The sequence below is a fragment of the Streptomyces sclerotialus genome (assembly GCF_040907265.1).
GTDB classification, from domain to species: Bacteria; Actinomycetota; Actinomycetes; order Streptomycetales; family Streptomycetaceae; genus Streptomyces; species Streptomyces sclerotialus.
In genome coordinates this window covers 7,212,656-7,237,233 of sequence record NZ_JBFOHP010000002.1, presented here as the reverse complement: position 1 = coordinate 7,237,233, position 24,578 = coordinate 7,212,656, and the positions used below count along the sequence as shown (strand labels likewise).

Below are 24,578 nucleotides of genomic sequence, written 5' to 3'. Positions count from 1 at the left end.
AGCGCACACCACAGGTCCCGCACCGCTACACACTTCGAGGTGAACTTCCATGGCCACCGTGCTGTCCCTCTCCGGCAGCCCCTCCCCCACGTCCCGTACGGCGCGACTGCTGCGCCACCTGGACGCCGAGCTCGTCGCACAGGGACACGAAGTGATCCCCCTGGACGTCCGTACGCTGCCTCCCGAAGCCCTGCTGGGCGCGGACTTCGCACACCCGGCGATCGTCCGGGCCACCCGGCTCGTCGAGCGCGCCGACGGCATCGTCATCGGCACGCCCGTCTACAAGGCCGCGTACTCCGGCCTGCTGAAGTCCCTCCTCGACCTGCTCCCCCAGTACGCGCTGACCGGGAAGACCGTGCTGCCGCTGGCCACCGGCGGGTCCACCGCGCACGTCCTCGCGATCGACTACGCGCTGCGGCCCGTGCTGTCCTCGATGGGCGCCTCGCACATCGTGCAGGGCTGGTTCGTCCTCGACCGCGACATCACCGTGCGGGAGGACGGCGGGGTCCACGTGGCAGCGGAGACCCGCGAGGCACTGGACGGCGTGCTCGGCCAGTTCGCGGCGGCGCTGGACCGCGCGCCCGTGCGAGTGGCGGCATGACCGGCACGGCGCACGTGATCGCCGACGACGCCGAGGCGCTGGCGGTCGCGGCCGAACTCGCCACGGAGTTCCGTACCGGCGCGGCGGGCCGGGACGCGGAGCGCCGGCTGCCGCGCGCCGAGCTGGACCGGCTCTCCGACAGCGGGCTGCTCGGCATCTCCGTGCCGCGTGAGCACGGTGGCGCCGAGGTGTCGGCCGAGACGCTCGCCGGGGTCTTCCGCCTGCTGGCCGCCGCGGACGCGAGCCTGGCGCAGATTCCGCAGAGCCACTTCGTGTACGTGGCGGTGCTGCGCCGCCAGGGGAACGCTGAGCAGCGGAAGTTCTTCTTCCAGGAGGTGCTGGCCGGGCGGCGGCTGGGCAACGCGCAGTCCGAGGCGGGCACCAAGCACGTCCAGGACATCCGTACCCGGCTCCTTCCGCAGCCGGACGGCTCGTACGTATTGGAGGGCACCAAGCACTACTCCACGGGGGCGCTGTTCGCCGACTGGATCCCCGTGCTGGCCCGCGGTGCCGACGAGGAGTTGCACGTCGCCTACGTGCCGCGGGACGCCCCTGGGGTGACGGTCGTGGACGACTGGGACGGCATGGGGCAGCGCACCACCGCGAGCGGCACGGTGCGCCTGGAGTCCGTGCCGGTCCCGCGCGAGCGGGTGGTGCCGCATCACCTCACCTTCCGGGGCCCGCAGCTGCACGGCGCGCTCGCGCAGTTGCTGCACGCGGCCATCGACACCGGGATCGCCGAGGGGGCGCTGTCCGAGGCGGCGGAGTTCGTCCGGGTCAAGAGCCGCCCGTGGTTCGAGAGCGGGCTGGAGACAGCGGCCGAGGACCCGCTGCTCATCCAGCAGTTCGGTGAGCTGGCGCTGGCCGTTCGGGCCGCGGGCGCGCTGCTCTCCGAAGCGGCGCGGACGGTCGACGCGGCATCCGGTGACCTCACGGACGACAGCGCGGCCGCTGCGTCCATCGCGGTGGCGGCCGCGAAGGTGCAGGCCGCGCGCGCCGCGGTGGAGACCGGCAGCGCGCTCTTCGAAGTGGCCGGTACCCGCGCGGCGCTGGACGGCCTCAACCTGCACCGGCACTGGCGGGACGCGCGTACGCACACGCTGCACGATCCGGTGCGCTGGAAGGTCCAGCACATCGGCCGGTACGTACTGAACGGCACCCTGCCGCCCCGGCACGGCCTCCTCTGAACGGCGGGCGCCCTCCCGGTGAACAGCCGGATGTGGTCGCAATCGGGAGGCGTGCGTGCTTCGCTGACGGCATGGTGTCGTACGAGGAAGACGTGCCGTATTCAGAAGCGCATTCCGCAGCAGACGTGCCGTACTACGAAGACGTGACGCCGGGGAGCGGCTGTCTGCCGCCCGCCGCCTGGCTGCCCGGGTCGGACGCCCGGCGGCTGTCGCTGAACGGGACCTGGCGGTTCCGGCTGTCGCCGGCCGCGGCCACCGAGGACGAGAGCTTCGCCCGCCCCGAGTACGACGACTCGGCCTGGGCCGGGCTGCGCGTGCCGGGGCACTGGGTCCTCCAGGGGCACGGCGCCCCGGCCTACACCAACACCGGTTACCCGTTCCCCGTGGACCCGCCCCGGGTACCGGACGAGAACCCCACCGGCGACCACCGGTACGCGTTCGACCTGCCGGCGGACTGGCCGGCGGGCTCCGCCGTGCTGCACTTCGGGGGCGTCGAGTCCTGCGCCCGGGTATGGCTGAACGGAAGCGAGCTGGGCCACTTCAAGGGCAGCAGGCTGCCGCACGAGTTCGAGGTGGGGGCACTGCTGCGGCCCGGGCGCAACGTCCTGGCCGTCCGCGTGCACCAGTGGTCCTCCGGTTCGTACCTGGAGGACCAGGACCAGTGGTGGCTGCCGGGGATCTTCCGGGAGGTGGAGCTGCGGCAGCGCCCCGAGGGCGGGGTGCGGGACGCCTTCGTGCACGCCGGGTACGACCACCGCACCGGCAGCGGCACCCTGCGGGTGGACTGTGCCCCGGGCGGGCGGGTGTCGGTACCGGAGCTGGGCCTGGACCTGGCGACCGGTGAGAGCGCGACGGTCCCGGTGGAGCCGTGGACGGCGGAGACCCCGCGCCTGTACGACGCGGAGCTGGCCACTCCCGGGGAGCGTGTCCGGCTGCGCATCGGGTTCCGTACGGTCGTCGTCGAGGACGGGTTGCTGAAGGTCAACGGGCGGCCGCTGCTGCTGCGCGGCGTCAACCGGCACGAGTTCCACCCGGCGCGCGGGCGCGCGGTGGAGGCGGAGGACATGCGGCGCGATCTGCTGCTGATGAAGCAGCACAACATCAACGCGGTCCGCACCAGTCACTATCCGCCCGCTCCCGCCTTCCTGGAGCTCTGTGACGAGCTGGGCCTGTGGGTGGTCGACGAGTGCGATCTGGAGACGCACGGCTTCGCCCAGCAGGGCTGGCGGGGCAACCCCGTGGACGACGAGCGCTGGACACCGGCGCTGCTGGACCGGGCGCGGCGGATGGTCGAGCGGGACAAGAACCACCCGTCCGTCCTCATGTGGTCCCTCGGCAACGAGTGCGGTGCGGGGCGCGGGCTGTCCGCGATGGCCGCCTGGATGCGGGAGCGCGACCCGTCCCGGCCGCTGCACTACGAAGGCGACCCCAGCTGCGCCGACACCGACGTGTACTCCCGGATGTACGCCGACCACGCCGAGGTCGAGCGGATCGGGCGGCGCACGGAGGAGCCGCTGCCGGACGCCGCGCTGGACGCCCGCCGGCGCGGTCTGCCCTTCGTGCTGTGCGAGTACGCGCACGCCATGGGCAACGGCCCCGGCGGGCTGAGCGACTACCAGCGGCTGTTCGAGACGTACGAGCGCTGCCAGGGCGGCTTCGTATGGGAGTGGATCGACCACGGGCTGCGGCAGGAGACCGCGGACGGCGTCGCGTACCACGCGTACGGCGGCGACTTCGGGGAGGAACTGCACGACGGCAACTTCGTGTGCGACGGGCTGGTCCTCCCGGAGCGCACGCCCTCCCCCGGGCTGATCGAGTACAAGAAGGTCATCGAGCCGGTGCGCATCGAGGCGGCCGGACCGGACGCCGCCCCGGGGGCAGTGCGCGTCACGAATCTGCAGGACTTCGCCGACCTCTCGGCGCTCGTCTTCCCCTGGCGTTACGAGGTCGAGGGCCGGACCGAGGCGGAGGGGACCCTCATGGTGCCGCCCCTGCTGCCCGGCGAGAGCGCCGAGCTGAAGCTGCCGCCGCCTGCCGACGGCGCCCCGGCCGGTGAGGCTCTGTGGACGGTGCGGGCGGTGCTGGCCGAGGACACCGCCTGGGCGCCGGCCGGGCACGAGGTCGCGTGGGGCCAGCTGCCGGCCGCGCCGCGCCCGGTACCGCGTCCCCTCGCGCCCGCCGTGGCTCCACGGCGGGGCGCCGACCGCACGATCGCGCTCGGTCCGGGCTTCTTCGACGCCGCCACCGGGGTCCTGGCCAAGCTGGACGACCGCCCGGTGGCCGGCCCGCGGCTGGACGTCTGGCGGGCACCGACGGACAACGACGAGGGTGCGCCGTGGCAGCCGGGGCAGCGCTGCGGACCGGAGTGGCGGCGGATCGGGCTGCACCGGATGCGGCACCGTACGGACGCGGTGGCGGCGGACGGGGACACGCTGGTCGTCCGTTCCAGGGTCGCGCCGGCCGCGACGTCGCTGGGCCTCACGGTGGTGTACCGCTGGACCTCGGACGGTGCGGCGCTGCGGCTGGAGGTGGCCGTGACGCCGGAGGGCGACTGGCCGGTACCGCTGCCGCGGCTGGGGGTGCGGATGGGCCTGGACGGCGCTGTGGGGACCGTTCGGTGGTTCGGCGGCGGGCCGGGCGAGGCGTACCCGGACACGTCCGCAGCGGCCCGCGTGAGCCGTTGGGAGCTGCCCGTCGACGAGCTCCGAACCTCGTACGTCCGGCCGCAGGAGAACGGCGCGCGCATCGGTGTCCGGTGGGCGGAGCTGACGCGCGCGGACGGCACGGGACTGCGCGTCGAAGGGCAGCCGGACTTCTTCCTCACGGCCCGGCGGTGGACCACCGAGGAGCTGGACGCCGCCCGCCACACCCCGGACTTGGCCCCCGGCGACCGGGTATGGCTCCATCTGGATCACGCGCAGCACGGAATCGGCAGCCGGTCGTGCGGCCCCGGGGTGCTCCCGCGGTACCGCCTCGACGCCGCTCCGGCCACGTTCGCCTTCACGTTCCGGCCGGTCGGATGACAGGCTGCTCGACATGAGCACTACCTCCCCCGCCTTCGCGGCGGCCCTGGCCCGCGGCCCCGTCGTCCTCGACGGCGGGCTGTCCAACCAGCTGGAATCGGCCGGGCACGACCTCAGTGACGAGCTGTGGTCGGCCCGGCTGCTCGCCGAACAGCCGGAGGCGATCACCGCCGCGCACCAGGCGTACTACGAAGCCGGCGCGCAGGTCGCCATCACGTCCAGCTACCAGGCCACGTTCGAGGGCTTCGCGCGGCGCGGCATCGGCCGCGAGGCGGCGGCCGGGCTGTTGCGCCGCAGTGTGGAGCTGGCCCGGGAGGCGGCCCGGCGCGCCACGGAGGGCGGCGTGCCCGGCCCCCTGTACGTCGCCGCCTCGGCGGGTCCGTACGGCGCGATGCTCGCGGACGGCTCCGAGTACCGCGGCCGGTACGGGCTGGGCGTCGACGAGCTGGAGCGGTTCCACCGGCCGCGGCTGGAGGTGCTGGCGGCGGCGGAGCCCGACGTGTTCGCGCTGGAGACGGTGCCGGACGCGGACGAGGGCCGGGCGCTGGTGCGCGCGGTGCGCGGCCTCGGTGTGCCGGCCTGGCTGTCGTACAGCGTCGAGGGCGACCGGACGCGGGCCGGGCAGCCGCTGGAGGAGGCTTTCGCGCTCGCCGCCGAGGCGGCGGAGATCGTGGCCGTCGGGGTCAACTGCTGCGTACCGGAGGACGCGGACGCGGCGGTGGAGCTGGCGGCGCGGGTGACCGGCAAGCCTGTCGTGGTCTACCCGAACAGCGGTGAGGAGTGGGACGCGCAGGCGCGTGCGTGGCGCGGTCACGCGACCTTCACGCCGGAACGGGTGACGGCGTGGACCGCGGGCGGCGCACGCCTCATCGGTGGCTGCTGCCGCGTGGGCCCCGACTCCGTCTCCGCCCTCGCCGGCCTCGTCTCCCCCTGACACCCCTCGGCGAACCGCGGCCCCGTCCATGTGCGGCGGGGCCGTTCCGTGCGCGTACGGATCAAGGTCGTTATGCAGACGCAACCCTCGCGCCGGAGACAGCGGAGACGGCCGGTGGCAGGATTCAGCCCAACTCGGTGTCAATACCCCGCTGTTGATCTTCACGTCCCCCTGGAGGACCGGTGTCAGCTCGCTCGTCGCTGCCTGTCATAGCCGTCGTCGCGGCCGTCGCCCTGGCGGCCGGCTGCACCAGCACGAAGTCCGAGGGGAACCAGGGTTCCGGATTGCAGCTGGTGTCCAAGGGGACGCTCAAGACCTGTACGCACCTGCCGTACGCGCCGTTCCAGGTGAAGAAGGGCGACAAGATCGTCGGATTCGACGTGGACCTCGTGGACCTCGTGGCCAAGGACATGAAGGTCAAGCAGGAGATCGTGAACACGCCCTTCGAGGGCATCGAGACCGGCCAGGACTTCAACATTCGCAAGTGCGACCTGGCCGCGGCGGGCATGACGATCACGCCCGAGCGCAAGAAGGTCATGGGCTTCTCCGACCCGTACTTCAACGCCACCCAGGCGCTCATCACGAAGAAGGGCGAGCCCTACAAGAAGCTCGAGGACCTCAGGGGCAAGACGCTCGGCTACCAGAAGGCCACCACCGGCGGCGTCTACGCCAAGAAGCACGCGGGCGACGACGTGGACCTCGTGGAGTACGAGGACCTCGGGCTGCTGCTCACCGCGGTCAAGACCGGCAAGGTGGACGCCGGCATCAACGACAACGGTGTGCTGCTCGACTACGTCAAGGCCAACCCCGACACCGAGGTCACCGCCGAGTTCGACACGGGAGAGCACTACGGGATCGGCGTGCGCAAGGGTAACGACGCGCTGCTGAAGCAGATCAACGCCTCGCTGAAGAAGGCGAAGTCCGACGGCAGTTACGACCGCATCTACAAGAAGTGGTTCGGCACCACTCCGCAGAGCTGATCCGCGCCGTCCACCACTGAGGAGCTCTGCACGCATGCCCCTGTCCAAACGGCAGCGGACCCGCGCGGTCCGCGGGTCGCAGTACGCCCTTCTGGTCCTCGTCGTGGTCGTCGTCGCGCTGGTCGCCGACTGGGAGCAGTTGCAACGGGCGTTCTTCGACGTCCGCATCGTCCAGGACCTGTTCCCCGACATCCTCATCACCGCGCTGGTCAACACGGTCATCTACACCCTGCTCGGCTTCGGGTTCGGCCTGGTGCTCGGACTGGTCCTGGCGCTGATGCGACTCTCGTCGGTGCCGCCGTACCGCTGGATCGCCGTCACGTACATCGAGTTCTTCCGCGGCGTGCCCGCCCTTCTGGTCTTCATCGCGCTGGGCTTCGGTGTGCCGCTCGCCTTCGAGGTGGCGCTGGACCAGTACATCACCGTGATGCTCTCCCTCGGGCTGGTCGGCGCGGCCTACATGGCGGAGACCATCAGGGCGGGCATCCGGGCCGTGCCCAAGGGGCAGACCGAGGCGGCCCGCTCGCTCGGCATGTCGCACGGCCGGGCCATGGTCTCCATCGTCATCCCGCAGGCCTTCCGCATCGTCCTGCCGCCGCTCACCAACGAGCTGATCCTGCTCACCAAGGACTCCTCGCTGGTGTACCTGCTGGGCCTCTCGATCGGCCAGTACGAGCTGGCCAACTTCGGCCGGGACGCGCTCAACCAGTACAAGAGCCTCACCCCGATCCTGGTGGCGGGCCTGCTCTACCTCGTCATCACCCTCCCGCTCGGCCATCTGGTCCGGCGGCTCGAGGCCCGTACGGCAAAGGCCAGGTGACCGGCATGACGACCGACGCAGCGAAGGCACACGGGACGCCGGCGGCCGGGGACGCGACCGCCATCGAGGTCACCGGGCTGCACAAGTCCTTCGGCGACCTCGAAGTGCTCAAGGGCATCGACTTCACGGTGCGGCGCGGCGAGGTGGTGTGCGTCATCGGGCCCTCGGGCTCGGGGAAGTCGACGCTGCTGCGCTGTGTGAACCTGCTGGAGGAGCCCACCTCGGGGCGGGTCACGGTGGCCGGTACCGAGGTCACCGACCCGGACGTGGACATCGACCGGGTACGGCGCCGGATCGGGATGGTCTTCCAGTCCTTCAACCTCTTCCCGCACCTGACCGCGCTGGAGAACCTCACGATCGCCCAGCGGCGGGTGCTGCGCCGGGAGAAGGCCGAGGCGGAACGGACCGCGCGGGCCAACCTGGCACGCGTCGGGCTGAGCGACAAGGAGCACTCCTACCCGGCGCAGCTCTCCGGGGGCCAGCAGCAGCGGGTGGCCATCGCCCGTGCGCTCTCCATGGACCCGGAGCTGATGCTCTTCGACGAGCCGACCTCCGCGCTCGACCCGGAGCTCGTGGGTGACGTGCTCGCCGTCATGCGGTCGCTCGCCGACGAGGGCATGACGATGCTCGTCGTCACGCACGAGATGAGCTTCGCCCGGGAGGTCGCCGACCGGGTGGTCTTCATGGACGGCGGGGTGATCGTCGAGCAGGGGCCGCCGGACCGGGTGGTGGGCGCACCGCAGCACGAGCGCACGCGTACCTTCCTGGCCCGCGTACTGGACCCGGCGGCGGCCGAGGTCGGTGAGGTCGTCGACACCGGCCCGGAGGGCAAGCGCGTGGACCGGTGAGCCGTACGGGCGGGTGGTGTACGCGGACGCGTGCCACCCGCCCGTGGTCGGACCGGCCGCCGCCGGGGCATGGTGTCCGGTGATCGGATTTCCCCGAGCCTCAGGAGACCGCCGGTGTTCGTCGACATGCCCCTCGAAGACCTGCGTACCTACCGTCCCGACCGGCCCGAGCCGGCCGGCTTCGACGCCTTCTGGCAGCGCACCCTCAAGGAGACGCGCACCTTCCCGCTCGATGTGCGCTTCACCCCGGTCGATGTGGGCCTGGCCCTGCTCGACACCTACGACCTGGAGTTCTCCGGTTTCGGCGGGCACCGCATCCGCGGCTGGTTCCTGGTGCCGCGCGGCGCGGCGCGGCCGCTCCCGTGTGTCGTGCGGTACCTGGGCTACGGGGGCGGGCGCAGCCTGCCGCACGACTGGCTGCTGTGGCCGGCCGCCGGGTACGCCACCCTCGTGATGGACCCCCGGGGCCAGACCGGCCCGAACCGGTCCGGCGACACCCCCGACCCCGTGGGCTCCGCCAACCCGTCCGTGGGCGGGATGATGACGCGCGGAGTCCTGGACCCCGACGAGTGCTACTTCCGGCGGCTCTACACGGACGCCGTACGGGCCGTGGAGGCGGCCCGCGAGCACCCGGCGGTGGACCCGGACCGCATCGTCGTGGAGGGCAACAGCCAGGGCGGCGCACAGGCGCTGGCGGTGGCGGGGCTGGTGCCCGGGCTCGCCGCCGCGCTGGTACGCGTGCCGTTCATGGCCCACATCCGGCGCGCCGTGGAGATCGCCGAGGCCGGTCCGTACACCGAACTGGCCGCCTACTTCGCCGGGGAACGGCTGCACATCGACACCGCGCTGGACACGCTGGACCATTTCGACGGGCTGAACTTCGCGGCCCGCGCGGAGGCCCCCGCGCTCTTCGGTACCGGCCTCGCCGACACCATCACGCCGGCTTCCACCGGCTTCGCCGCGTACCACCATTACGCGGGCCCGAAGGACCTCCGGGTGTGGCGGTTCAACGGCCATGAGGGCGGCGGGGCGCACCATCAGGCGGACGAGGTCATGTTCGTACGGGAGCTGTTCGCATGAGGCCGCGCCGGACGGTCCATGAAGCAGCGGCGTGCGCCGGGCATCCGAGGGAGGAGTGGCGATGAGCGCGTGGGGAGCGGGCCCGCTGGTGGTCGGCGTGGACAGTTCCACGCAGTCCACCAAGGTGCTGGTCGTGGACGCGGCGTCGGGCGAGGTGGCGGCGCGCGCCCAGGCGCCGCACACGGTCACCGCCGGGCCCGGCAAGGAGAGCGACCCGGAGGAGTGGTGGGAGGCGCTCGGGCGGGCGCTGACGGCCTGCGGGGACGCCGCGCGGCAGGTGTCCGCCGTCTCCGTCGCGGGCCAGCAGCACGGGCTGGTCACGCTGGACACGGCCGGCCGTCCGGTGCGTCCCGCGCTGCTGTGGAACGACGTACGGCCGGCGCCGCAGAGCCGCCGTCTCGTCGAGGAGCTGGGCGGACCCGAGGCGTGGGCCGAGCGGGTGGGCAGCCTGCCGGGGCCGTCGTTCACGGTGGCCAAGTGGGCGTGGCTGCGCGCCGAGGAGCCGGCGGCGGCGCGTGCCACCGCAGCGGTGCGGCTGCCGCACGACTACCTGACCGAGCGGCTGACCGGCGAGGCCGTCACCGACCGCGGGGACGCCTCGGGGACGGGCTGGTGGTCCTCCGCCACCGGAAGCTACGACGCGGACGTCCTGGACCACGTGGGGCTGCGTACGGAGATGCTGCCGCGGGTGGCGCGCCCCGGTGAGGCGGCCGGGACCGTACGCCCCGACTCGTTGCCGCTGCCGCGCGGCGCACTCGTGGCGGCCGGTACGGGCGACAACATGGCGGCGGCGCTCGGCCTCGGGCTGCGCCCCGGGCACCCGGTGCTCAGCCTCGGCACCTCGGGGACGGTGTACGCGGTGACCGGCCGCCGCCCCGCCGACCCGACGGGCACGGTCGCCGGCTTCGCGGACGCGCGCGGCGACTGGCTGCCGCTCGCCTGCACCCTGAACTGCACGCTCGCGGTGGACCGGACGGCGGCGCTGCTGGGCCGGGACCGGGAGGCCGTGGAGCCGGGCGGCTCGGTGGTGGTGCTGCCGTTCCTGGACGGCGAGCGCACGCCGAACCTCCCCGATGCCACGGGGCTGCTCCACGGGCTGCGGCACGACACCACGGGCGGGCAGGTGCTGCAGGCCGCGTACGACGGTGCGGTGTTCGCATTGCTCCGGGCGCTGGACCTGGTGGCGGGGCCCGAGACGGCGGCGGACGAGCCGCTGCTGCTGATCGGCGGCGGGGCGCGCGGGCAGGCCTGGCGGGACACCGTACGGCGGCTGTCGGGCCGGCCCGTGGTGGTACCCCGGGAAGGCGAGCTGGTGGCGTTGGGTGCGGCGGCGCAGGCGGCGGGGCTGTTGCTGGGTGAGGACCCGGCGGCGGTGGCGCGGCGCTGGGGGACGGACCGGGGCGAGCGCTACGAGGCGGTGGAGCGGGACGCGGTCGCGTGGGAGCGGCTGTCGGGAACCCTCACTGCCGCGGGGCCGCTCTTCGGGGCCTGAGCCCTCTGCTCCTGTAGGAGGGGCGGCGTGCCGGCCGCCCCTCCTGGGCGCCGTTGTACGCCCGCGCACCTTTCGCCGGGTTCCGTCATCGCGCGCCGACGACACAGCTATTCCGGCGAGCCTATCCACTCAATTCCTATTTCATGCCACTCATTTGAGGGATTGTGTAGATAAAATCAGTGCGACTACCTTCTCTGTTCGGCGGATAGGCCGATTTCAACTTCTTCCAGAGATGGGTGGGGCAGCTGTGACGGTTCCGGAAGAAACACTCTCCGACACCGGAGGCGAAAGCCAGAATTCGAACCTGACCAGTCTGGCCACGACTGCCGCGCGCAATCTGGCGACCACCACCAAGACCGTACCGCAGATGCAGAACATCACCTCGCGGTGGCTGCTGCGTCTGCTGCCCTGGGTGGAGGTCTCCGGTGGCACCTACCGCGTCAACCGCCGCCTGACCTACGCCATCGGGGACGGGCACATCGAATTCGCCGCGGACGGCGGGGAGCTGCGCGTCATCCCCGACGAGCTGCGCGAGCTGCCCGCACTGCGGGATTTCACCGACGGCGAGGTGCTCGGCGCACTCGCCGAGCGGTTCGAGCGGCAGCAGTACGAAGCGGGTGACGTGATCGCCGAGGCGGGGACCGCGGCCGACCGTGTCGTGCTCGTCGCGCACGGCAGGGTGGACCGGATCGGCACGGGCAAGTACGGCGACGAGGCCGTGCTGGGCGCGCTGGCCGGCGGTGACCACCTCGGCGACCGGCCCTTCACGGACCCCGAGGCCACCTGGCAGTTCACCTACCGGGCGGTGACCCGGGTGACCGTCCTGTCCCTGCCCGGCAGCGCGCTGGCCGAGCTCCGGGACCGTTCGGAGGGGCTGCGGGACCACCTGGAGTCGGCGCGGTCCGGCGCCCCGGCACCGCACAACGAGAGCGGCGAGGCGGCCATAAGGATCGCTTCGGGCCATCACGGCGAGCCGGTCCTCGACAGCACCTTCGTGGACTACGAGCTGTCCCCGAGGGAGTACGAGCTGAGCGTCGCGCAGACCGTGCTGCGCACCCACACGCGCGTCGGGGACCTCTACAACGACCCGATGAACCAGGTCGAGGAGCAGCTGCGGCTGACCATCGAGGCGCTGCGCGAGCGGCAGGAGCACGAGATGGTCAACAACCGCGAGTTCGGCCTGCTGCACAACGCCGACCCGCGGCAGCGGATCCCCACCCGCAGCGGCCCGCCCACCCCCGACGACATGGACGAACTGCTCTCGACCGTATGGAAGGAGCCGTCCTTCCTGCTGGCCCACCCGAAGGCCATCGCGGCCTTCGGCCGGGAGTGCAGCAAGCGTGGCCTGTATCCGACGGCCGTGGACTTCATGGGCCACTCCCTGCCGTCCTGGCGTGGAGTGCCCATCTTCCCCTGCGGCAAGATCCCCGTCAGCGGCGACGGCACCAGCTCGATCTTCGTGATGCGTACCGGCGAGGAGCGCCAGGGTGTCGTGGGGCTGCACCAGACCGGAATTCCCGATGAATATCAGCCAAGCCTGTCCGTCCGCTTCATGGGCGTCGACGACAAGGCCGTTCTGAACTACCTCGTGAGTGCCTACTACTCCGCGGCCGTCCTGGTCCCGGACGCACTCGGAATTCTCGACGACGTGGCGATCGGCCACTGAGACGGATAATTCCAGCCACTACAGCGGTGATTCAAGCCACCGCAACGGCAATTTGCCCGCCGGGCTGCGTACACCGGGGGACGGTACCCCGCCGAATACCGCCCGCCCTGCGGGGCCGGGCCTTCGGCCGCACGTTTCACACTGGCACAGGAATAGGTGAGCATCTCCATGACCACTTCGCTCGACCCGACGTCCGGCCTCGACGACTCCTCGAACGAACAGGCCCGGTCGAGCCTCGCCACGGCGGCGGCACGGAATCTGGCCACCACCACCAAGACCGTGCCGCAGATGCAGGGGATCTCCTCCCGCTGGCTGCTGCGCGTCCTGCCCTGGACGGAGGTCTCCGGCGGTACGTACCGGGTGAACCGCCGGCTCAGCCACACCCTCGGCGACGGCCGCGTGGAGTTCACCAGCACCGGCAGCGAGGTCCGCGTCATCCCCGTCGAGCTGCGGGAGCTGGCACCGCTGCGCGGGCTCACCGACCAGGCGGCACTGGAGGCCCTGGCCGGCCGCTTCGAGCAGCGCGACTTCGCCCCGGGGGACGTGCTCGTCGAGCGCGGCACGCCCACGGACCGGATCCTGCTGGTCGCGCACGGCAAGCTGGAGCGCGTGGGCCAGGGCAAGTACGGCGACGACACCGTGCTCGGCGTGCTCGCCGACGGCGACCACGTGGGCGCGACGGCGCTGCTCGGCGGGGACGGGACGTGGGAGCACACCGTCCGGGCCGTGACCCGGGGTACCGCGCTGGTGCTGCCCCGTTCCGCGGTCCAGGAGGTGACCGGTCAGTCCGAGGCGCTGCGCAGCCACATCGAGGAGTTCCGCTCCGCGCTGGTCCCGGCGCAGAACAAGCACGGCGAGGCGGCCATCGAGGTGGCGTCCGGCCATGTCGGCGAGCCGCAGCTGCCGGGCACGTACGTGGACTACGAGCTGGCGCCGCGGGAGTACGAGCTGAGCGTCGCGCAGACCGTGCTGAAGATCCACAGCCGGGTCGCCGACCTCTACAACGACCCGATGAACCAGCTGGACCAGCAGCTGCGGCTGACGGTCGAGGCGCTGCGCGAGCGGCAAGAGCACGAGATGATCAACAACAAGGAGTTCGGCCTGCTGCACAACGCCGATCTCAAGCAGCGCCTGCACACCCGTTCCGGCCCGCCCACCCCGGACGACCTGGACGACCTGATCTCGCGCCGCCGGAAGACCCAGGTACTCCTGGCGCACCCGCGCACCATCGCGGCCATCGGCCGGGAGTGGAACGCCCGGGGCATCTACCCGACGGGCGTGGAGTTCGGCGGCCAGGAGGTACGGGCCTGGCGCGGCATCCCGCTGCTGCCCTGCAACAAGATCCCGATCAACCCCGACCAGACCAGCTCCATCCTCGCCATGCGTCTGGGCGAGGAGAACCAGGGCGTGGTGGGCCTGCACCAGACGGGCATCCCGGACGAGTACCAGCCGGGCCTGTCGGTGCGCTTCATGGGCATCAACGAGCAGGCGGTCATCCGGTACTTGGTCAGCGCGTACTTCTCGGCCGCCGTGCTGGTGCCGGACGCGCTGGGTGTCCTGGAGGACGTCGAGATCGGGCACTGAGGGGCCCGCGGTCCCTGCGGACGGTGCGGCGTCCAGCAGGGACCGGTCACCCTCACGGAGCTGACGGCGATGGCCCGCGCGGCCATCGCCGCCGGCGGTTCCGAGTGGCTGCCGGGAGCGGTGGGGCGCGGCGGGTCCGTGCGGAACCGCGGGCGGGGCCGCGAAACCGCGCTGAGCAGGGGCGAAGGCTCTGCCCGGAAACTTCCCCGCCGTTATTGGTCGAGCCATTGGCGGACCGGGCAGAACCTTGGCAACGGGCGTGCGGTTCCGCATGATGGCGGAGCCGCATGTTCATGACATCACACCATGGCCCGCGGGCCGTGACAGGTACGCGAGCATCCCCTTCCCCCATGGCTCTGGCAGGAGATCGCATGCAGTACGACCGCCCCCAGCCGTCCCGCCGCAGGCTGCTCACCGGTGCCGCCGCCGCGGCCGCCGCCTTCATCCCCCTCGGTACCGGCCTGACGCACGCCGCCCCTCAGCGCTCCGGCAGCGCCCTGCGCGCCGCCTACCCCGACGTGCACTGGACGCCGGCCGCCCCCGCCAACTACACCGCGGCCGACCGCCCGGCGCAGTACGGGATCGACAGGGTGATCGTCCACGTCACGCAGGAGACGTACGCCGACACCGTGAAGATCTTCCAGAACCCGAAGAAGCAGGTCTCCGCGCACTACTGCGTGCGCTCGGCCGACGGGTACATAGGCCAGTTCGTCCGCGAGGACGACGTCGCCTGGCACGCGGGCAACTGGGGCTACAACACCCGCAGCATCGGCATCGAGCACGAGGGCTGGGTGGACCAGCCGCAGTGGTTCACCGACGTGATGTGCGAGCAGTCCGCGCTCCTCACCGCCGCGATCTGCACGCGGTACGGCATACCGAGGGACCGTCAGCACGTCATCGGGCACGTCGAGGTGCCCGGGACTGACCACACGGACCCGGGCCGCTACTGGGACTGGGCGCGCTACATGAGCCTGGTGAAGGCGGCCCCCTGAGAGCCGGTCCCGCAGACTCCGGTCTCACCGGCCGGCCGCGCGCAGGAAGCGCTCCAGTCCGGCCAGGTCATCGGTGTTGAGGTGATCCACGCCCGCCGCGAGCAGTTCCCGCCACACGGCTTCGCGTTCGGGGCCCGGCGCGTCCGGCGTGGCCCAGAAGCGCAGCCGCCGCCCCTCCCCGTGGGCGGCGGCCACGATCCGGTGCAGTTCGGCGCGCTCGGCCCCGGGTATCGGTCCCGCGCCCCGCCAGCCGAACCGCTCGGACCAGTTCGCGGAGACCAGCGGGACGAAGGAGGCGGGCGCCGCCGTGCCGAGGTCGGTCAGCCGGCCGTCGTAGAAGGCCCGGCGCACCTTCTCCGCCGCCATCGGCTCGCGTGCGCCCCGATCGCCCGAGATCACGGCGGTGACGGCACGCGTGCGGACCCGGTCCGCCGCGCAGACGCTGAGCATCGGCGCGTACGGCCGCAGGCGGCGGGCCAGTTCACGGTAGGCCGGTGCGCCGGCGGTCTTGATGTCGACGAGGAGTTGCAGGGACAGCCGGTGGCCCCGGTACACCGTGCCGCCGTTCTTCCTGACCAGCGACCACAGGGGATCGAGGTACAGCGCTTCCAGGGTGCGCCGCGGGTCCAGCTCCGACTCCTCGTGGGCGACCAGCAGTCGTCCGTCCACGAGCCAGATGTCGGCCTCGACGCTGCCGAACCCGTGGTCCAGCGCGTCGAACAGGGGGCGGTCGTGCGCGTAGTCGTTGTGGGCGTGGGCCCGGCGCAGCGGTGCCGGGCCACGGTCCGCCGTGCCGTGCGGCTCCCTCCCCCGGGCGGTGGCCGGCGCCGCCGCCCCCGCCAGGAGGGCGGCGCATACCGACGCCACGGCGCTTCTGCGCGTGAACGGGCCCGTGCCGGTGTACGAACGACTACGGACAGGTGCATTTCTCGGAATGTACGGACTCATGACATCTCCGGGATTCCTGACGGCTTCGGTCAGCGGTGTACTCCGTTGGCCCGAGGAACAGTTGGCGTGACAACAGGGGTGATCGTGAAGCAGCGATTCGGTCGTGTTCGCGCAGTACTGACGGTTCTGGTGACGGCCGGCGTGCTGGCCGGCGGAGGGGTGGCGGGCGGCGGGAGCGCGGCCGCCTCGGGGGACGCGCTCCGGGCGGGCCGGGCGGCCCCGGCGGCGTCCGGGGTGACGTACGCGCAGTTCTCGTTGGCGGTGCCGCGGGGCACGGCACACGGGCATCTGCTGACGGTGGACCTGAGAAGACCGGGGGTCTCGGTCGACCTGCTGTACGCGGGATCGGTCGGGGCCCGTAAGGCGGTGTCCGCGATGGCCGGCGCGCAGCGCGCGGTGGCCGGCGTGAACGGGGACTTCTTCAACATAACGGAGACGCAGCACCCCGGGGTCGAGCCGACCGGGGCCTCCGTAGGGCCCGCGATCGCCGCCGGGCAGCGGCTGAAGTCGGCGGTGCCGGACGGCCAGCGGTTCGGGCCCGCGCTGCCGCCCGGCACGACGGCCGAGGACGTCATCGCGGTGGGCGCCGACCGGCGGGCCCGGCTGGACCGGCTGTCGCTGCGCGGCTCGGTGACCACGCCGGACGGGCGGCTGCCGCTGCGCGGGCTGAACCTGTACGCGCTGCCGGTCGGCGGTATCGGCGCCTACACCCCGCAGTGGGGCACCACGTCCCGGGTGCGCGCCACCTGCGGTACGGACACCGACCGCGCGGCCCCGTGCAGCACGGACACCACCGAGGTCACGGTGCGCAGGGGCCGGGTCGAGAAGATCGCGGACACGCCGGGGCGCGGCGGTGTGCCCGAGGGGACGACCGTCCTCGTCGGCCGCGAGGAGGGCGCACAGCAGCTGCGGAAGCTGTCGGTGGGCGAGCGGGTGCGGGTGACCGAACGGCTGGCGGGGCAGCGGCCGGGGGCGCCACGGTTCGCGGTGGGCGGCTTCCCGGTGCTGCGGGACGGTGCGCCGCTCCCCGGCCTGGACACCGTCGCGTCGGCGGTGCGGACCGCGGCGGGTGTCGGCGGGGGCGGTCATGTGCTGTACCTGCTCGCGCTGGACGGCACGAAGGGGAACGCCGGGCTGACGATCGGTGAACTCGCCTGGTTGATGCAGCGGCTCGGCGCGCGGGACGCGGTGAACCTGGACGGCGGCGGCTCCTCGACGCTGGTCCTGCGCGACCCCGGGAGCGGCACGGCAACCGTACGCAACCACCCTTCGGGCGGCGCGGAGCGGCCGGTGCCCAACGGGATCGGAGTCTTCGCACGGCAACCTTGAGCGCGGCCGGCGGGCCCCGTGAGCGGCGGCCCCGGGGGCGCTCCCTCAGGGCTGTACGCTGCTGACCAGGTCCGCGGCGCCGGAGAGGCCGTTGCTGATGTCCGGGGCGAGGCTGCTGCCGGCCAGGAAGAAGCCGAGGAGCATGCACACGATGGCGTGCGAGACCTTCAGCTGGCCGCTGCGCATGAAGACGACGGCGAGCACCACCAGCAGTAGGACGACTGAGATCGAAATAGCCATGGCGAACCTCCCTCGGTGGCCCGAACGGGGCCATCACCGGCGCCAGTTTGGCGTATTTCGCGCCGTTCACCCCACTCTCAGGCGTCCACCGATCGGGTGATCACTGCGGGTCACCGGGCGGCCGGCTCCAGCGACTCCCAGCGGACCGTACGGTCGCACCACCGTTCCAGCAGCACCCGGTCGTGACCGACGGCCAGCAGGCCCGCGCCGGTCATCCTGCGGTACTCCTCCACCACCGCCACCAGCGCGGCCGTGGTGGAGGCGTCCAGCATCGCGGTCATCTCGTCGCAGATCAGCCAGCGTGGGCGGAGGACCAGGGCGCGGGCGAGGCAGGCGCGTTGCAGCTGGCCGTCGCTGACCTCGTGCGGGCGGCGGCCGAGGAGTTCGGGGCTCAGGCCGACCCGCTGCACCAGCTCGGCGAGCCGTTCGGCGGCCTCACCGCGGCGGCCGGCCGCGCGCAGCGGCTCGGCGATCAGGTCTTCGAGGCGCAGCCGGGGGTCGGCGGCGAGCCTGGGTTGCTGGAAGACGACACCGAAGGCGGTACGGAGGGCGCGCGGTGCGCGGTGCCGCCAGCCGGGCGCCGCCTGCCCGTCCACGACGACGGTCCCCCGCTCGGGCCGGTGCAGCAGGACCGCGACCTTGGCGAGCGTGGACTTGCCGCAGCCGCTGGGGCCGAGCAGTCCGACCGCCTCGCCGGGGGCCACCCGCAGGGAGACGTCGCGGACCACGGGCCTGGCGGGGTCGTAGCCGGCGGTGATGTCCGTCAGTTCAAGCATCGGCGGGCTCCTGTGCGTGGGCCTGCGCGTCCGTCGGTACGTGGTGGCAGGCCACGCCGTCGACCGGTTCGGGGACGGTCGCGCAGGCGGCCGTGGCGTGCGGGCAGCGGGCGGCGAAGGCACAGCCGTCCGGGAGCGCGCCGAGCTCGGGCGGCAGGCCGGGGATGGGGGCGAAGGCGCGTTCCGGGAGGGCGTCGAGCAGCCCGCGCGCATACGGGTGCCGCGGGCCCGGCGTACCGAAGAACTCCGCCGCGTCAGCCAGTTCGACGATCCGGCCCGCGTACATGACGGCGACCCGGTCGGCGATCCGTTCGGCCGCCGCGAGGTCGTGCGTGATCATCAGCAGTGCGCGTCCGTCGTCCGCGTGCCGGCGCAGCTCGTCCACCGTACGGTCGACCAGGTCGCGGTCCAGCCCGGTGGTCGGCTCGTCGGCGATCAGCAGCGGCGCCTCGCCGACCAGCGCGAGCGCGGTGGCCGCGCGCTGCGCGAGGCCCCCGGAGAGCTGGTGCGGGTACCGGTCGAGGTGGTCGGCGGGGAAGGCCGCGCGCTCGGCTGCCCCCTCTGCAGCCGAGCGCAGTTCGTGGCGGGGGACGTCCGTCAGCTCCCGGACGGTCTCCTCCAGCTGGGCCCGTACGGTGCGTACGGGCGTGAGGTGCGCGGCCGGGCTCTGCGGGACCAGGCCGACCCGCCGGCCGCGCACGCTGCGGGCGAGCTCGCGCTCGGTGGCGGTGAGCAGGTCGATGCCGGGCAGCGGTGCGCTGCCGGCGGCGCCGGGCCGCGGTGAGCCGTCGGCGGGCGTCCCGGTGAGCACGGCGGCGCCGGCGGTCCGCGCGTTGCCGGGCAGCAGGCCGAGCAGCGCGGAGGCCAGGACGGACTTGCCGCAGCCGCTCTCGCCGACCAGGGCCAGGCACTCGCCGGGCGCGAGGTCGAAGGAGGCGTCGGTGACCGCGGCGATGTGCCGGCCGCCGCGCATCCGGAAGCGTACGGAGAGCCCTCGTACGGACAGCACGGACTCGCCCAGTGGCGCGTCTGCGGTGGTCACAGCATCAGCTCCGATCGGCGGCGCGGGTCGAGCCGTTCCCGCCAGGCGCCCGCGAGGCCGGCGACGGCGAGGGTGGGCACGATGATGAACAGGCCGGGGAAGAGCGTGGGCCACCAGTCGCCCGCCAGCAGGGAGCTGCGCGCCGAGTTGACCATGATGCCCAGGCTCGCCTCGTGGGCGGGCAGGCCGAGCCCCAGGAAGGACAGCGCGGACTCGTGCCAGATGGCGTGCGGCACCATCAGGACGGCGGCGAGCCCGGCCCGTGGCAGCACGCCGGGCAGGAGGTGGCGTACGGCCACCCGCCACCGCGAGGCGCCCCCGGAGACCGCCGCGTCCACGAACGGGCGGCCGCGCAGCGACAGCACTTCGGCCCGGACGATGCGCGCGGTGGACAGCCAGTGCGTGAGCCCCACCGAAATGATCACCGGCCAGACGCCGGGCCGGAACATCGCCACGATGAAGATGCCCATCAGCAGGTGCGGCACGGACGAGAAGAGGTCGACGACCCGCATCACGGCCCGGTCCGCCCAGCCGCCGAGGGCGCCGGCGAGCGCGCCGACCGCGGTGCCGATGACCGTGGCGGTGAGCGCGGCGACCACGCCGACCAGAAGGGAGACGCGCAGCCCGTAGACGCAGCGCAGCAGCAGGTCCCGGCCGACCTCGTCGGTCCCGAAGGGGTGCGCGAGCGACGGCGGCCGCAGCTTGGCGGCGAGGTCGACGGCCTGCGCGTCCACGGGGACGAGCGGCGGTACGAGGAGCACGGCGAGCAGGACCACGGCCATGACGACGGCCGAGCTGCCCACCCTCAGGGTGCGGTTGCCGCGGTCCTTCGAGGTGCCGGACCGCGCCGGGTGCCAGGTGAGCTCAGCCATCGAACGCCACCCTCGGGTCGGCGAGTCCGTACAGCAGGTCCGAGAGCAGGTTGCCGACCAGCACCGCGGCCGTGGCCAGTACCGTCAGGGCGGCCAGCAGCGGGAAGTCGACGCTGGTGGCGGCCTGGACGGTGGCCGCGGCGATGCCCGGCCAGCTGAAGACGGTCTCCACCAGCAGTGCGCCGGTGATCAGTTCGGGCACCCGGGAGCCGATCAGGGTGAGCACCGGCAGCAGGCCGCTGCGCAGTGCGTGCTGGAGCAGGACCGTGCGCTCGCGCAGGCCCCGGGAGCGTGCGCCGCGCACCGGGTCCTCGGCGAGCGCGTCGCCGACGCCCTGCCGGACGTACAGCACGAACCACGGGAGCTGCGAGACGGCCAGCACGAGGGCGGGCAGGAGCACATGACGGGCGATCTGGCCCGCGGTGGCGGTGCTGCTTCCCGTGTCGGTGAGGCCGCCGGCCGGCAGCACGCCGAGCTTGAGCGCGAACAACCAGACGGCGAGCAGGCCGAGCCAGAAGGGCGGCGCCGCCTCCAGTGCGTACGCGGCGCCGGTCACGGTGCGGTCGAACATGCCGCCGCGCCATCGGGCGGCGAGCACGCCCAGTACGGTGCCGAGCAGGACGGCGACCACGAAGGCCAGCGCGCACAGCAGTACGGACCAGCCGAGGCGTTCGCCGATGACCTGGGAGACCGGGGCGCGCAGCGAAGCGGAGTCGCCGAGGTCCCCGGTGAGGGCGCCGGTCAGCCAGTCCCACCAGCGGGCGAGGAGCGGCTGGTCCACGCCGAGGTTGTGGCGGATCTGGTCGAGGTTCTCCTGGGACGCGGTCAGGCCCGCGGCCCCGGCGTACGCCTTGACCGGGTCGAACGGCGAGGCGGCGGCGATGGCGAACACCCCGAAGGTGACGGCGAGGAGGACCGGCACGGCGAGCAGCGCCCGCCGACCGGTCATCCGCGCCATCGGCCCCCAGGGCAGGGACTTCAGAGCGCTCACTTCTTGGGCTGCCAGTCCTCGACGTTCCACCAGGGGCCGGAGGCCAGACCGTGGTCGTGCGGCTCGACCTGGGTGGTCAGGCCCTTCTCCCCCGGCACCCGCCACTTGTCGTCGACCACGTAGAGGTGGTCGATGTGGGTGAGGAAGATGTACGCGGGGTCCTTCTCCAGCGCGCGCTGGACGGTGTCGTACCCGGCCTTGCGGCGGTCGTGGTCGTCGGTGCGGCGGGCGTCGACGAGCGCCCGGTCGATCTTCTCGTTCCTGTACCGCGACATGTTGTTGAAGCCGTCGCCCGCGAGCGAGGAGTGCAGCAGCAGGTACTGGTCGAAGTCGGGGTCGGCGGGGCTGCCGCCGCCCGCGAGCACCGCGTCGTGCTTCATGCGCGGCTCGATGACCTCCCAGGTGCCGGACTCGACCTTGGCCTCGATGCCGGCCTTCTTGGCGTCGGAGGCGAAGGCGAGGGCGTGCTCCTGGCGGAGCTTGTCGCCGGAGAGGTACCAGAGGGTGAAGGACGCGCGCTGCCCGCCCTTCTTGCGGATGCCGTCCGGGCCCTTCTTCCAGCCCGCGTCGTCCAGGATGCGCTCGGCCTGCTTCAGGTCGTGCGGGCGCTCGGTGCCCTTGGCGAACCAGGGGCTGTCGGTGGGCACGGGCCCGTAGGCGGGCTTGCCCGCGCCGTTCAGGATGCCCTTGACCATGGCGTCGCGGTCCACGGCGAGGTCCAGGGCGCGGCGGACGGCCTTGGCGCCGGTAACCGGGTTGGCGCTGGGCAGTGTGACGTTGCGGTAGTCGAAGGTCTTCGCCGTGTACGTCTTCTTGTCCTGCGCGGACTTGAAGGCGGCGGCGAGGTTGGGCGGCAGGATGGCGCCGTCGAGGTCGCCGGAGCGCAGCCGGGTGGCGCGCACGTCGTCGTCCTTGATGATCGCCATGGTGAAGTTCTTCACCTCGGGCGCGCCGCCCCAGTAGTGCGGGTTGGCCTTGAAAGTGAGCTTCTCGCCCTTGGACCAGCGGGTGAGGACGTACGGGCCGGTGCCGACCGGGTGGGTGGTGAAGGACCCGTTGTTCACGTCCTGCTTGCCCGCGATGTGCTCCGGGGCGATCGGCAGTACGGTGCGCTCGGCGAACGGCGCATACGGGTACTTGAGGTGGAAGACCACGGTGTGGTCGTCCTTCTTCTCCACACTTCTGATCGCGTCGAGCTCGGCCTTGGAGGCGTTGTTGGTCTTCGCGTCGAGGATGGTCCGGTAGGTGAAGACCACGTCGTCGGCGGTGAAGGGCTTGCCGTCACTGAACTCCACGCCCTTGCGCAGGGTGTAGGTGTAGGTCCGGCCGTCGTCGGAGATCTCGGGGAGCTTCGCGGCGAGCGCCGGCTCGAGCTTCATGTCCGCGTCGTGGGTGAGCAGCCCGTCAAAGATCTTGGAGTTGCCGTCCTTGCCGTAGCCCAGCAGCGGGCTGAGGCTGTCCGGTTCGTACGCGATGCCGACCACGGCCGAGTCCTTCGGGCCCGCGGCGCCCGTGCCGTCGGACGGCGTGGAGCAGGCGGCGGCGCCGAGGGCCAGCGTCGTCGCCAGGGCCGCTGCTGCCACTCCTCGTATGGACCGGGCGGACATGCACCACTCTCCTCTTGCCTCATGCTGTCTCATGCCGTCGCAAAGCTTTTGCGAACGGGTCGCAATTAAACAGCATGTAAGAGAGTGCTGTGAGACGTGGTCCTTACCGCTTCCTGCGGACGCGGCGGTCAGTCGCCGAAGCCGCCGCCGAAGCCGCCACCGTCGCCCCCGAAGCCCCCGCCGCCGAAGCCGCCGCCGAAGTCACCACCGTCGAAGTCACCACCGGAGTAGTCCCCGCCGCCGAGCCCGTCCCCGTGGTACGCGCCGTCGCCCCACCCGTAGGCGGCCGGGCCCGTCATCGAGGAGCCGAGCAGCGTACCGAGGAAGAGGCCGGGCAGCAGACCGCCGCCGAGCATCCCGTAGTAGCCGCCCGCCCAGGGGGCGTAGACGGGGCCGGCGTCCCAGTACGGGCGGTCCTCGCCGTACGGGGTGCGCACCGTGCGGGCCATCGGTTCCTGGCCGTCCGCCAGCCGCGCCTGATCGGCCGCGCATACGGGGACGGTGCGCTCCGCGCCTCCTTGCGGGGTCCACCGCGCATCGGCGACGGACGGGCCGTGCCGCGGGTCGAAGAAGCACGGCGGCCGGCGCTCCGGGAGCGGGCTGCCCTCGCGCCGGGCGGCCAGCGTGGCCAGCGCGAACCGGCCGTCCTCCAGCGCCTCGGTCACCTTCCGCACGTCCTCGGGGTGGCGCACCTGCCCCATCGCCTGCTTGGCGTTCTCGTACGCGTCCAGGGCGTGCGCGTAGTCCCCGCGCATCGCGTCGTCGGCGCCCGGCTCACCGGGCCGGAAGTCCAGCCGGTCCAGCTCCTCGCCGTACGCGGTGATGTCCTCGTCGACCACCACTCGCAGCGAGTCCAGCGCGGCCTTCTCCTCGGCCTCACGACGGCGCTTGGCACGCCGGTGGACGGTGTAGGCGCCGCCGGCCCCGAGGACCACGAGCGCCCCGAGCCCGACCAGCGCACCGCTGCTGACCCCGGCGCCGCCCGAGCCCTGCCACGACCCCGGTGTGCCCATTCCGGCCTGCTTCTCGGCCTGTGCCACGAAGTCCTTCAGCTGAGCCGTCGCGTCGTTCGGATGCGCCCGCTGGGCGGCCCCCACGAGGCGGCGTACCGACTCACGGGACATCACGTCCCCGTCGGCCCGGGCGTCGAAGCGGTCGCCGAGCTGCACCGCGTACACGCCCTTGAGGCCGACCCGGGCCCGCAGGTCCTCGAAGAGCGTGGCGGGCGGGTAGTCGGCGGTCGCGGGCAGCACGGCGACGAAGACCGGCTTGCCGGCCTGCTCGATACCGCTCGCCAGTGCTTCGGCCTGCCCGGCCGGCAGCCGTCCCTCGGCCCGTGGATCGACGTACACCGGCCCTTCGGACAGCGCGTCGGCCGCCGCCTGGAGCCCTCCGTCGTCCCGTGCCACGGAGCCGGCGGCGGCCGGCGGTGCGCCGTAGGCGGCCGGGAGGTCAGCGGCGGCCGGTGCCGCCGCGAGCAGCAGCGCCGCGGACACGGCCGTCAGGGCCGGTACCGGCCGGTGCCGGGGTCGTCCGGGTGCGACCTTCATACGTACGACGCTACTC

General features: G+C 72.7%; 21 protein-coding genes. 13 read left to right on the top strand and 8 right to left on the bottom strand.

Annotation, left to right across the window (positions count from 1 at the left end; all coding sequences use genetic code 11):
- Positions 1 to 49: 49 nt before the first annotated feature.
- The 12 genes from ssuE to AAC944_RS31805 all read left to right on the top strand — a co-directional run bounded on the left by ssuE (position 50) and on the right by AAC944_RS31805 (position 15,207).
- Entirely contained in the window at positions 50 to 601 is a 552-nt protein-coding gene (ssuE, locus tag AAC944_RS31860) for an NADPH-dependent FMN reductase (RefSeq protein WP_030612134.1), read from the top strand.
- On the top strand, positions 598 to 1,788 hold the full coding sequence (locus tag AAC944_RS31855; RefSeq protein WP_030612137.1) for an SfnB family sulfur acquisition oxidoreductase: 1,191 nt from the start codon (positions 598 to 600) through the stop codon (positions 1,786 to 1,788). The genes ssuE and AAC944_RS31855 overlap by 4 nt, the downstream gene beginning before the upstream one ends.
- A 71-nt stretch (positions 1,789 to 1,859) precedes the next feature.
- Positions 1,860 to 4,811, top strand: coding sequence for a glycoside hydrolase family 2 TIM barrel-domain containing protein (locus AAC944_RS31850; protein ID WP_051871600.1), 2,952 nt, complete (start codon positions 1,860 to 1,862; stop codon positions 4,809 to 4,811).
- Between the two features lie 13 nt (positions 4,812 to 4,824).
- Positions 4,825 to 5,745: a homocysteine S-methyltransferase gene (gene mmuM / locus AAC944_RS31845; protein WP_030612143.1), complete on the top strand. Its 921-nt coding sequence runs from the start codon at positions 4,825 to 4,827 to the stop codon at positions 5,743 to 5,745.
- 182 nt (positions 5,746 to 5,927) lie between these two features.
- Positions 5,928 to 6,725, top strand: coding sequence for a basic amino acid ABC transporter substrate-binding protein (locus tag AAC944_RS31840; protein WP_030612146.1), 798 nt, complete (start codon positions 5,928 to 5,930; stop codon positions 6,723 to 6,725).
- Between the two features lie 34 nt (positions 6,726 to 6,759).
- Complete coding sequence (locus AAC944_RS31835) at positions 6,760 to 7,545, top strand: amino acid ABC transporter permease (protein WP_030612148.1); 786 nt, start codon at positions 6,760 to 6,762, stop codon at positions 7,543 to 7,545.
- A 5-nt stretch (positions 7,546 to 7,550) separates the two neighbouring features.
- Positions 7,551 to 8,393: an amino acid ABC transporter ATP-binding protein gene (locus AAC944_RS31830; RefSeq protein WP_030612151.1), complete on the top strand. Its 843-nt coding sequence runs from the start codon at positions 7,551 to 7,553 to the stop codon at positions 8,391 to 8,393.
- Positions 8,394 to 8,507: 114 nt separating this feature from the next.
- On the top strand, positions 8,508 to 9,473 hold the full coding sequence (locus AAC944_RS31825; RefSeq protein WP_030612154.1) for an acetylxylan esterase: 966 nt from the start codon (positions 8,508 to 8,510) through the stop codon (positions 9,471 to 9,473).
- 61 nt (positions 9,474 to 9,534) lie between these two features.
- Complete coding sequence (xylB, locus tag AAC944_RS31820; protein ID WP_030612158.1) at positions 9,535 to 10,965, top strand: xylulokinase; 1,431 nt, start codon at positions 9,535 to 9,537, stop codon at positions 10,963 to 10,965.
- Between the two features lie 247 nt (positions 10,966 to 11,212).
- Positions 11,213 to 12,631, top strand: coding sequence for a family 2B encapsulin nanocompartment shell protein (locus AAC944_RS31815; protein ID WP_030612161.1), 1,419 nt, complete (start codon positions 11,213 to 11,215; stop codon positions 12,629 to 12,631).
- A 168-nt stretch (positions 12,632 to 12,799) separates the two neighbouring features.
- Positions 12,800 to 14,215, top strand: a complete 1,416-nt coding sequence (locus tag AAC944_RS31810) for a family 2B encapsulin nanocompartment shell protein (RefSeq protein ID WP_030612165.1) — start codon at positions 12,800 to 12,802, stop codon at positions 14,213 to 14,215.
- Positions 14,216 to 14,586: 371 nt separating this feature from the next.
- The gene (locus AAC944_RS31805) at positions 14,587 to 15,207 is read left to right on the top strand and encodes an N-acetylmuramoyl-L-alanine amidase (RefSeq protein ID WP_030612168.1); all 621 of its coding nucleotides are present in this window, start codon (positions 14,587 to 14,589) and stop codon (positions 15,205 to 15,207) included.
- 24 nt (positions 15,208 to 15,231) lie between these two features.
- Here the strand turns inward: AAC944_RS31805 and AAC944_RS31800 are convergent, their stop codons facing one another.
- Positions 15,232 to 16,074 (bottom strand): phosphatidylinositol-specific phospholipase C/glycerophosphodiester phosphodiesterase family protein, encoded by an 843-nt coding sequence (locus AAC944_RS31800; protein WP_030612171.1) that lies wholly within the window; start codon positions 16,072 to 16,074, stop codon positions 15,232 to 15,234.
- A gap of 165 nt (positions 16,075 to 16,239) precedes the next feature.
- Between AAC944_RS31800 and AAC944_RS31795 the strand changes: the two genes are divergently transcribed.
- Positions 16,240 to 17,484, top strand: coding sequence for a phosphodiester glycosidase family protein (locus AAC944_RS31795; RefSeq protein ID WP_030612173.1), 1,245 nt, complete (start codon positions 16,240 to 16,242; stop codon positions 17,482 to 17,484).
- Between the two features lie 45 nt (positions 17,485 to 17,529).
- Here AAC944_RS31795 and AAC944_RS31790 read toward each other — a convergent pair whose 3' ends face one another.
- The 7 genes from AAC944_RS31790 to AAC944_RS31760 all read right to left on the bottom strand — a co-directional run bounded on the left by AAC944_RS31790 (position 17,530) and on the right by AAC944_RS31760 (position 24,562).
- Positions 17,530 to 17,724 carry a hypothetical protein gene (locus AAC944_RS31790; RefSeq protein WP_030612176.1) on the bottom strand — a complete coding sequence of 65 codons (195 nt, stop codon included), beginning with the start codon at positions 17,722 to 17,724 and terminating at the stop codon, positions 17,530 to 17,532.
- Between the two features lie 110 nt (positions 17,725 to 17,834).
- Positions 17,835 to 18,500: an ABC transporter ATP-binding protein gene (locus tag AAC944_RS31785; RefSeq protein ID WP_030612180.1), complete on the bottom strand. Its 666-nt coding sequence runs from the start codon at positions 18,498 to 18,500 to the stop codon at positions 17,835 to 17,837.
- Positions 18,493 to 19,473, bottom strand: a complete 981-nt coding sequence (locus tag AAC944_RS31780; RefSeq protein WP_107054118.1) for an ABC transporter ATP-binding protein — start codon at positions 19,471 to 19,473, stop codon at positions 18,493 to 18,495. The genes AAC944_RS31785 and AAC944_RS31780 overlap by 8 nt, the downstream gene beginning before the upstream one ends.
- A gap of 65 nt (positions 19,474 to 19,538) precedes the next feature.
- Positions 19,539 to 20,414: an ABC transporter permease gene (locus AAC944_RS31775; protein ID WP_030612187.1), complete on the bottom strand. Its 876-nt coding sequence runs from the start codon at positions 20,412 to 20,414 to the stop codon at positions 19,539 to 19,541.
- Positions 20,407 to 21,363: an ABC transporter permease gene (locus AAC944_RS31770; protein WP_438272841.1), complete on the bottom strand. Its 957-nt coding sequence runs from the start codon at positions 21,361 to 21,363 to the stop codon at positions 20,407 to 20,409. Before AAC944_RS31770 ends, AAC944_RS31775 begins: the two co-directional genes overlap by 8 nt.
- Before the next feature lie 38 nt (positions 21,364 to 21,401).
- Positions 21,402 to 23,012 (bottom strand): ABC transporter substrate-binding protein, encoded by a 1,611-nt coding sequence (locus tag AAC944_RS31765; protein WP_030612193.1) that lies wholly within the window; start codon positions 23,010 to 23,012, stop codon positions 21,402 to 21,404.
- A 128-nt stretch (positions 23,013 to 23,140) separates the two neighbouring features.
- Positions 23,141 to 24,562 (bottom strand): hypothetical protein, encoded by a 1,422-nt coding sequence (locus tag AAC944_RS31760; protein WP_030612196.1) that lies wholly within the window; start codon positions 24,560 to 24,562, stop codon positions 23,141 to 23,143.
- Between the last annotated feature and the right edge of the window lie 16 nt (positions 24,563 to 24,578).